This window comes from Paenibacillus sp. OT2-17 (assembly GCF_009827695.1).
In the GTDB taxonomy this organism is placed as follows: domain Bacteria; phylum Bacillota; class Bacilli; order Paenibacillales; family Paenibacillaceae; genus Paenibacillus; species Paenibacillus polymyxa_B.
The window spans coordinates 1-917 of record NZ_WUDQ01000912.1; the positions used below are offsets into that span (position 1 = coordinate 1).

General features: G+C 52.8%; 2 protein-coding genes. Both read right to left on the reverse strand.

Annotated elements, in window-relative coordinates; translation table 11 throughout:
* Positions 1-278: transcription antitermination factor NusB (locus GRP75_RS28130; protein WP_272917256.1), on the reverse strand; the 278-nt coding region annotated here is incomplete at its 3' end.
* Positions 275-917, reverse strand: a 643-nt coding sequence (gene fmt / locus GRP75_RS28135) for a methionyl-tRNA formyltransferase (RefSeq protein WP_160791020.1), incomplete at its 5' end; no start/stop codon positions are given. The genes fmt and GRP75_RS28130, both read right to left, overlap by 4 nt.

Below are 917 nucleotides of genomic sequence, written 5' to 3' on the forward strand. Positions count from 1 at the left end.
GCCGTTCCTTTTTGAACAAATTTATTCAAAAAATAATCTAGTGTATTTCGGCGTGCGACTGTACCGTATACAAGTTCCGTCGCCAAACCAGCATCACTTGCAGACAAACCTGCCTGCTGAAGCCGACGATTTAGCTCAAGATTGCTATACGCACCCTCTTGCTCCACACTGGTCAACACATCAAGTGCAACTTCCCGCGCCGTCTGATTGCGAGTCTTGCCGGTTCTGGCACCCACTCCCTTGCCTTGGCCTCCCTGGCGGGAGTGACTCCCGCTCATCCGAGCACCATGCCTGGCTTCATCTGTCCGCCGCGTGCAAAGGTTCCGGCATCCATAACCTTTTTGCCAGCCGGTTGAACCTGAGTCAGCCAGAGAGTTCCTTCGCCTGTCTGCACCTCAATGCCACGAGCGGTCAATTGAAGAACCGTCCCGGGTGCTGGGGCATTTGAGCCACTCACTTCATTATTTATGAAAGGCTGCTCAGCAGCCCATATTTTAAAAACATTTCCCTCCCAAAGCGTAAACGCGCCGGAAAAAGGAACAAGGCCGCGAATCCGGTTGTATATCTGCTGTGCATTGTCACTCCACGAAATACGCTCATCGTCGCGGTTCAGGTTAGGGGCATAGGTAGCCTCGTCCTCATTTTGCGGCGTACGGTCTGATTGGCCTGCCAGCAACTTAGGCAGCTCGTCCTGCAAAAGCTTTGCTCCAGCTACGCTTAACTTCTCAAAAATCGTACCGGAGGTATCCTCCGGCTCTATAGCAACCTCAACTCGCGATATCATATCGCCAGTATCCAGTCCTTCCGCCATATACATCAGCGTCACACCCGTCACGGTCTCACCGTTAATAATCGCACGCTGGATCGGTGCACCTCCCCGATAGCGGGGAAGTAACGAACCATGCACATTCAGACAG